The sequence below is a fragment of the Pseudomonas sp. BF-B-30 genome (genome assembly GCF_019956305.1).
Taxonomy (GTDB): domain Bacteria; phylum Pseudomonadota; class Gammaproteobacteria; order Pseudomonadales; family Pseudomonadaceae; genus Aquipseudomonas; species Aquipseudomonas jessenii.
Window position 1 is genome coordinate 1 of sequence record NZ_JAHBDG010000063.1, and the last position, 7,834, is coordinate 7,834.

Annotated in this window: 9 protein-coding genes; 6 read left to right on the forward strand and 3 right to left on the reverse strand. The window is 59.7% G+C overall.

All coding sequences use genetic code 11. The annotated features are described in order from the left end of the window. Positions 1-226 precede the first annotated feature (226 nt). From hisB to KGB29_RS24750, 6 genes are all read left to right on the forward strand, one after another. Positions 227-820 (forward strand): imidazoleglycerol-phosphate dehydratase HisB, encoded by a 594-nt coding sequence (gene hisB, locus KGB29_RS24725; RefSeq protein WP_003218037.1) that lies wholly within the window; start codon positions 227-229, stop codon positions 818-820. Further along, positions 820-1,458: an imidazole glycerol phosphate synthase subunit HisH gene (gene hisH / locus KGB29_RS24730; protein ID WP_223616495.1), complete on the forward strand. Its 639-nt coding sequence runs from the start codon at positions 820-822 to the stop codon at positions 1,456-1,458. Before hisB ends, hisH begins: the two co-directional genes overlap by 1 nt. Next, the gene (locus KGB29_RS24735) at positions 1,459-1,716 is read left to right on the forward strand and encodes a DUF2164 domain-containing protein (protein ID WP_007989200.1); all 258 of its coding nucleotides are present in this window, start codon (positions 1,459-1,461) and stop codon (positions 1,714-1,716) included. It begins immediately after the preceding gene. Positions 1,717-1,758: 42 nt separating this feature from the next. Further along, positions 1,759-2,496: a 1-(5-phosphoribosyl)-5-[(5-phosphoribosylamino)methylideneamino]imidazole-4-carboxamide isomerase gene (gene hisA / locus KGB29_RS24740; RefSeq protein WP_027617356.1), complete on the forward strand. Its 738-nt coding sequence runs from the start codon at positions 1,759-1,761 to the stop codon at positions 2,494-2,496. A gap of 9 nt (positions 2,497-2,505) precedes the next feature. After that, positions 2,506-3,276, forward strand: a complete 771-nt coding sequence (hisF, locus tag KGB29_RS24745; protein WP_007972752.1) for an imidazole glycerol phosphate synthase subunit HisF — start codon at positions 2,506-2,508, stop codon at positions 3,274-3,276. Between the two features lie 78 nt (positions 3,277-3,354). Next, positions 3,355-4,110 (forward strand): substrate-binding periplasmic protein, encoded by a 756-nt coding sequence (locus tag KGB29_RS24750; RefSeq protein ID WP_150812002.1) that lies wholly within the window; start codon positions 3,355-3,357, stop codon positions 4,108-4,110. Between the two features lie 131 nt (positions 4,111-4,241). Here the strand turns inward: KGB29_RS24750 and KGB29_RS24755 are convergent, their stop codons facing one another. Genes KGB29_RS24755 through KGB29_RS24765 form a run of 3 tightly spaced genes read right to left on the reverse strand, consistent with a single transcriptional unit; the run spans position 4,242 to position 7,669 of the window. Then, on the reverse strand, positions 4,242-5,018 hold the full coding sequence (locus KGB29_RS24755) for a divergent polysaccharide deacetylase family protein (RefSeq protein WP_154861218.1): 777 nt from the start codon (positions 5,016-5,018) through the stop codon (positions 4,242-4,244). A 1-nt stretch (position 5,019) separates the two neighbouring features. Beyond that, the gene (locus KGB29_RS24760) at positions 5,020-6,339 is read right to left on the reverse strand and encodes a S41 family peptidase (RefSeq protein WP_057712409.1); all 1,320 of its coding nucleotides are present in this window, start codon (positions 6,337-6,339) and stop codon (positions 5,020-5,022) included. 34 nt (positions 6,340-6,373) lie between these two features. Next, the gene (locus KGB29_RS24765) at positions 6,374-7,669 is read right to left on the reverse strand and encodes a murein hydrolase activator EnvC family protein (protein ID WP_057712408.1); all 1,296 of its coding nucleotides are present in this window, start codon (positions 7,667-7,669) and stop codon (positions 6,374-6,376) included. Positions 7,670-7,834 lie beyond the last annotated feature (165 nt).

The following is a 7,834-nucleotide window of genomic DNA, read 5'->3' on the forward strand; positions in this document are numbered from 1 at the left end:
CGAAGGCGCAGTGCCAGTCGACTTAAAGTTGCCTGAAACACCGCCTTCGCGAGCAAGCCCGCTCCCACATTTTGTTTTGTGGTGTGCCAAATGGCTTGTATGGACATGTCTATCGCCGGCACCCCTGAATTCACTCCGTCAGGGATATCACCTCTCGTGTTTCTGTTTCGGCCCCGCACGCCTATAATGGCTGCCTTTTTCGCCCAATGATTTTGCGGAGCTGGTGATGGCCGAACGTAAGGCGTCTGTCGAGCGCGACACTCTGGAAACCCAGATCAAAGCCTCGATCAACCTCGATGGCACCGGAAAGGCCCGATTCGATATCGGTGTTCCTTTTCTTGAGCACATGCTGGACCAGATCGCCCGTCACGGGCTGATCGACCTGGATATTGTCAGCAAGGGCGACCTGCATATCGATGACCACCACACGGTGGAAGACGTCGGTATCACCCTCGGCCAGGCGTTTGCCAAAGCCATCGGCGACAAAAAAGGCATCCGTCGCTACGGCCACGCCTACGTGCCGCTCGATGAAGCGCTGTCGCGGGTTGTGATCGACTTCTCCGGCCGTCCAGGCCTGCAGATGCATGTTCCGTACACCCGCGCCACCGTCGGCGGCTTCGACGTTGACCTGTTCCAGGAATTCTTCCAGGGCTTCGTCAACCATGCATTGGTCAGCCTGCACATCGACAACCTGCGTGGCACCAACACCCACCACCAGATCGAAACCGTGTTCAAGGCTTTCGGCCGCGCTCTGCGCATGGCCGTCGAGCTCGATGACCGCATGGCCGGGCAAATGCCATCGACCAAGGGCGTCCTGTAATGCAGACAGTCGCGGTTATCGATTACGGCATGGGCAACCTGCACTCGGTGGCCAAGGCCCTCGAGCACGTCGGTGCCGGCAAGGTGCTGATCACCAGTGATGCCAATGTGATTCGCGAAGCCGACCGGGTGGTTTTCCCCGGCGTTGGCGCGATTCGCGATTGCATGGCGGAGATCCTTCGCCTCGGCTTCGATTCGCTGGTGCGTGAAGTCAGCCAGGACCGGCCGTTCCTTGGCATCTGCGTGGGCATGCAAGCCTTGCTCGACACCAGCGAAGAGAACGACGGTGTCGACTGCATCGGCCTGTTCCCGGGCGCGGTGAAGTTCTTCGGCAAAGACCTGTATGAAGACGGCGAACACCTGAAAGTCCCGCACATGGGCTGGAACGAAGTGAAGCAGAAGGTCAGTCACCCGCTGTGGCACGACATTCCGGACCTGGCGCGGTTCTACTTCGTGCACAGCTACTACATCGCTGCCGCCAACGCGCGGCAGGTGGTGGGTGGCGGTCACTACGGTGTCGATTTCGCCGCGGCGCTGGCCGAAGGCTCGCGTTTCGCCGTGCAGTTCCACCCGGAGAAAAGCCATACCCATGGCCTGCAGTTGCTGCAGAACTTCGCTGCGTGGGACGGTCGCTGGTAAATGGCCGTCAAGAAGAAGCCGCCGATTCTGACCCTCACTCCCGAACAGGAGAGCGAGGCCAATCGCAAGATCAAGCGTTTCATGGAAGACCGCTTTGAGCTCGACCTCGGTTCGTTCGAGGCGGCGGAGATTCTTGAGCTGTTTACCCGTGAAATTGCTCCGCACTATTACAACAGGGCGATTTTCGATGTGCAGGCGCACCTCAAAGAGAGGTTCGAAAGCATCGAAAGCGACCTGTGGGCGCTCGAGAAAAACTGATTTCCGAGCCAAGCTGAACATTCGAATTTGAAGGTTTGCCAGATGCTGATTATTCCCGCTATCGATCTTAAAGACGGTGCCTGTGTTCGTCTGCGCCAGGGCCGCATGGAAGATTCCACAGTGTTCTCCGATGACCCGGTGAGCATGGCAGCCAAGTGGGTGGAGGGCGGTTGCCGTCGTCTGCATCTGGTCGACCTGAACGGCGCCTTCGAAGGCCAGCCGGTCAACGGCGAAGTGGTCACCGCCATCGCCAAGCGTTATCCGAACCTGCCGATCCAGATCGGCGGCGGTATCCGCTCCCTGGAAACCATCGAACACTACGTGAAAGCGGGCGTTAGCTACGTGATCATTGGCACCAAGGCCGTGAAAGATCCGGCCTTTGTTGCAGAAGCCTGCCGCGCGTTCCCGGGCAAAATCATCGTGGGTCTGGATGCCAAAGACGGTTTTGTCGCCACTGACGGCTGGGCTGAAATCAGCACCATCCAGGTGATCGACCTGGCCAAGCAGTTTGAAGCCGACGGCGTGTCTTCGATCGTTTATACCGACATCGCCAAAGACGGCATGATGCAGGGCTGCAACGTACCGTTCACCGCGGCACTGGCTGCTGCAACAAAGATCCCGGTGATCGCTTCCGGCGGCATCCACAACCTGGGTGACATCAAGACCCTGCTCGACGCCAAGGCGCCAGGCATCATCGGTGCGATCACAGGCCGCGCGATCTACGAAGGCACCCTCGATGTCGCTGAAGCGCAAGCTTTCTGCGATTCATACAAAGGCTGAGGACTGATCATGGCGCTGGCCAAACGCATCATCCCTTGCCTGGACGTGGACAACGGCCGGGTGGTCAAGGGTGTGAAATTCGAAAACATCCGCGACGCCGGTGACCCGGTGGAAATTGCTCGTCGCTACGACGAGCAGGGCGCCGACGAGATTACCTTTCTCGACATCACCGCCAGCGTCGATGGCCGCGACACCACGCTGCACACCGTCGAGCGCATGGCCAGCCAGGTGTTCATCCCGCTGACCGTGGGCGGCGGCGTGCGCACCGTGCAGGATATCCGCAACCTGCTCAATGCCGGCGCGGACAAGGTCTCGATAAACACCGCCGCAGTGTTCAACCCGGAATTTGTCGGCGAAGCCGCGCAGCATTTCGGTTCGCAATGCATCGTGGTGGCTATCGACGCGAAGAAGGTTTCCGGACCGGGCGAAACCCCGCGCTGGGAAATCTTCACCCATGGCGGTCGCAAACCAACCGGTCTCGACGCCGTTGAGTGGGCGAAGAAAATGGAAGGCCTGGGCGCCGGCGAAATCCTGCTGACCAGCATGGACCAGGACGGCATGAAAAACGGCTTTGACCTGGGCGTCACCCGCGCCATCAGTGATGCACTGGGCATTCCGGTGATCGCCTCCGGCGGTGTCGGTAACCTGCAACACCTGGCCGACGGCATTATCGAAGGCCACGCCAGCGCGGTTCTGGCGGCGAGTATTTTCCACTTCGGCGAATACACCGTGCAGGAAGCCAAGGCCTATATGGCCCATCGCGGAATCGTGATGCGTTAAACAAACCGGTACAGGCCAGTGGACACCATGGCGTACCCAAGGCACTCTTGGGTACGCCATGGATTTCGGTAGCCAGACATGCTTAAACGCTTTCTTATCGTCCTTGCCAGCGCTTCTCTGTTGTTGATCAACGGAGCAAACGCTAAAGACAGCCCCGATACCGACCTGGTGTTGCTGACGGAAAATTTCCCGCCGTACAACATGGCGAAGAACGGCAAGAACTTCGCTCAGGACGAGAACATCGATGGCATCGCCACCGATATCGTCCGCGAGATATTCAAGCGCGCCGACATCACCTACAGCCTGACGTTACGTTTCCCTTGGGAGCGAATCTACAAACTCACCCTGGAAAAACCCGGTTACGGCGTATTCGTCATGGCGCGCCTGCCCGATCGCGAAAAACTCTTCAAATGGGTCGGCCCGATTGGCCCGGACGACTGGATCATGCTGGCCAAGGCTGACAGCAAGATCACCCTCGAAACCTTGAATGACGCGCGCAAATACAAGATCGGCGCCTACAAGGGCGACGCCATTGCCGAGACGCTGGCCAAGCAGGGACTCAATCCGATTGTTGTACTGCGCGACCAGGACAACGCGAAAAAACTGGTCAACGGGCAGATCGACCTGTGGGCCACTGGTGACCCCGCCGGGCGCTATCTGGCGCGCCAGGAAGGGGTTAACGGGTTGAAAACCGTATTGCGTTTCAACAGTGCCGAACTGTACCTGGCACTGAACAAGGACGTGCCGGACGAAACGGTTGCCAAGCTCCAGGCGGCGCTGGATCAGATGCGCAAGGAAGGTCGGGTGGACGAGATAATGGCGCAGTATCTCTAGCGATCCTGCACATACCAATGTGGGAGCGGGCTTGCTCGCGAAAGCGGTGTACCAGGGAGCAATGATGTTGACTGACACGACGCCTTCGCGAGCAAGCCCGCTCCCACATTTTTGTTCTGCGGTGCGCAGACTCAGCGATATATCCCATCCTTGCCATGCGCCGCCGTCGCCCGGTTTCCGCGCACACTGATCATCTGCCGGATATCAATCCACTCGATCCCCTGAGCCTTGAGCTTGGGCAGTTCGCGTTCCAGTACCGCCAGCGTCTGTGGATACGGATGCCCGATCATCACCGCCGAACCCTGCTTGTGCGCGAGGCTGATCGCGGTCTGCAACTGGGTCAAAATCGCTGCTTCAGTACGCTCATCGTCGAGAAATACATCCCGTGAAACGCTCGCCAAACCGATCTTCTGCGCTTGGGCAGCGGCTACGGTCTGGGCGCTGGTGCGGCTGTCGACGAAGAACTTGTGCCGTCGCTGCAAGGCCGCCATCAGCCAGGCCATGGCCGTTGGTTGTGCGGTCATGCGGCTACCCATGTGGTTGTTGATGCCGCTGGTGTACGGGACCATTTTGAACGCGGCGTTCAGGCGTTTTTCCAGCTCATCGACGGGCAGTTCGGGATGCCAGGCGAACGGTCCGGTGGCCGGATCCATGGGCATGTGCAGAATGACGATCTTGCCGGCGCGATGGGCTTCGCGGGCGAATTCGGTGGCGTGGGGTGTATCGGGCATGATCGCCGCAGTCACCGGGCCGGGCAGGGCCAGCACGCGGCGATCCCGGGGCAGGTTCTGCCCCAGGTCATCGATGATCAGGCTCAGGTAGGCTTTGTGGGACGTCGATCCGGCGGGTTCTGCATGAGCAAGACCCGCCAGACAACACAACAGTCCGATCAGCAACCGCAGAAACATCTCAACGGCCGGACGTGATGCTCAGCCCTTTGAGCAGGCTCAGGGCCTGGGCCAGTTGGTAATCATCGTCCTGCGGCATCGGCTTGGCTTTGCCGCTGGAACCGGTCGGTTTGTCGACACCGCCGTTGCCATTGCCCAAGTGACCCTGCAAGTCCGCTTCCTTGAAGTAATCACTGTCCTGCTCGCTGGTGATCTTGGCCTTGCGCACTTCGATGTCCGGGACGATGCCCTGGGCCTGGATGGAGCGGCCGTTCGGCGTGTAATACAACGCTGTGGTGATCTTCAATGCGCGTTCATTGTTCAGCGGCAGCACGGTTTGCACCGAGCCCTTGCCGAAACTGGTGGTGCCCATCAGCACGGCGCGTTTCTGGTCCTGCAGGGCGCCGGCGACAATTTCCGAAGCCGAGGCGCTGCCGCCGTTGATCAACACGACCATTGGCACGGCTTCGCTTTCGTCCTTGCCGGTGGCAGAGAAACGCAGCTCGGAGTTGGCGATACGCCCCTTGGTGTAAACGATCAGGCCCTTGGTGATGAAGTGGTCGACCACCTCCACCGCCGCCTGCAACACCCCGCCCGGGTTGTTGCGCAGGTCGAGAATGATGCCCTTGAGCTTCTTGCCGTTATCTTTGCGCAGCTTGGCCAGGGCCTTGGAAACCTCTTCACCGGTCTTGACCTGGAACTGGGTGATGCGGATGTAGCCGTAGCCCGATTCCAGCAACTGGCTCTTCACGCTCTTGACCTGGATGACGGCGCGGGTCAGGGTCACGTCGAACGGCGTGCCGCCATCGCGCACCAGAGTCAGGGTGATTTTCTGGCCGATCTTGCCGCGCATCTTGTCCACGGCTTCGGTCATGCTCTGGCCGCGAGTCGGCTGGCCGTCGATCTTGACGATGAAGTCGCCGGCCTGAATGCCGGCCTTGGAGGCCGGGGTGTCGTCAATCGGTGACACCACCTTGATGAAGCCGTCTTCGGCGCCGACTTCAATGCCCAGGCCGCCGAATTCACCGCTGGTGCTTTCCTGCAGCTCGGCGAAATCTTCAGGGCCCAGGTAGGCGGAATGCGGATCGAGGTTGCTGAGCATGCCCTTGATGGCGTTTTCCAGCAGGGTCTTGTCGTCCACCGGTTCGACATAAGCGGCCTTGATCCGGTCCATCACCTCGGCAAAGGTGCGCAACTCATCCAGCGGCAGCGGCGCCTTGGTGGTCGCGGCAGTGCCCGCAGGCGCAACCACCGGCGCTGGTTGAGCGGCAAACGCCAGAGGCGCGCCGATCACCAGGGCGATCGTCAGGGCCAGCGAGGTAAGGCGGGACAAATGCAGCATGTCGAACGAACTCCTAATGTAGGTGACTCTACGCCTATCCTTGCGCGTGGCACCATTGCGCAGGGTCACTCGGGTGACCCTGCTGACGAATTGCGAAATACAGCGCTGGTGTGTCCTGCCCGCCACTGCTACCGACAGTGGAAATAGGCTCACCGGCTTTTACAACGTCACCGGCAGACTTGAGCAGCGTCTGGTTGTGACCGTACAGACTCAAATAACCATTGCCGTGGTCGAGGATCACCAGCAGCCCGGCGCCGCGCAACCAGTCGGCGAACACCACGCGACCACCGTGTACGGCACGCACCGCACTGCCGGCAGACGCGCCGATCATCACGCCATCCCACTTGGTCCGGGCATCGTCGCCTCGGCTTTCACCGTAGCGCGCCAGCAGTCGACCATCGACAGGCCAGGGAAGTTTGCCGCGGGTTGACGCAAACGGACCGCCAAAGGTTTCGCCGGAACTGGAAACCAGTGCGCCAGGTGTCGATCTGACCGGTTTGCGTGGGGCATCGTCGCTGGCATCTGCCTGCGCCTGGGCCTCACGTAAACGCTTTTTTTCGGCTTCCTGCTGGGCAATCAGCGCTTTTTGTCGCGCTTCTTCTGCCTCACGGGCCTGGCGTGCCAGAGTTTCTTCAATGGTTTTAAGGACTTTAGACAGGTCTGCCTGATCCTGCTCGCGCGCCGCCAGTTTCTGATCCCGGGCCTTTACGTCGTCATTGAGCTTGGCCAGGACTTGCTGGCGCTCCTTGCGGACTTTCTCGAGCTCATCACGCTGGGTGTCGAGGCTGCTTTGCTGCACCAGCAGTTGCGCCTGCTGCATGGCGATGTCTTTCTCGACATTGGACAGTTGGCGCAGGGTTTCGTTGAAATTCTTCAACTGCTCCAGGCGAGCCTGGCTCAGGTAGTCGTAATAGGTGAGGGTACGGGCAAATCTTTCAGGATTCTGCTGGTTGAGCAGCAGCTTGAGGTATTCCTGACGACCGTTCTGGTAGGCCGCCCGGGCCTGAATGGCGATCAGTCGTTGCTGTTCAATGCGCGCGCTCTGGAGTTTTTTTTTCTCTGCATCGAGTCGCTGCAGCTCGGCTTCGCTTTTCTTCAGCTCTTTTTGCAGGGCTTCGACCTGCTTCTCGAGCTTGCCCATTTCGGTTTCGGTGCCCTTGAGCTCTTTCTGCACACCGGACTTTTCTTCCTGCAGCTTGCCCAGCAGCTTCTTCAGCTCGGCAATGTCCTGACGCGTGGCGTCCAACTGTTGTTGGGTATCTGCGCGCTCATCAGCAAAGGCCGGTTGGAGCAGGCATGTCAGAGCTAGGGCTATCAGGACGCGAAGCATAGGGGCGGGCGGCACCAGGGAAAGGGACGGCCTAGTATGCCCGCCATGGGCGGCAAAAAAAATGCCCAATTGGGACTGTGTGATAACTGGCCCGGAAAACACCGCAAAACCAATGTGGGAGCGGGCTTGCTCGCGAAAGCGGTGTGTCAGGCGACGTTGATGTCG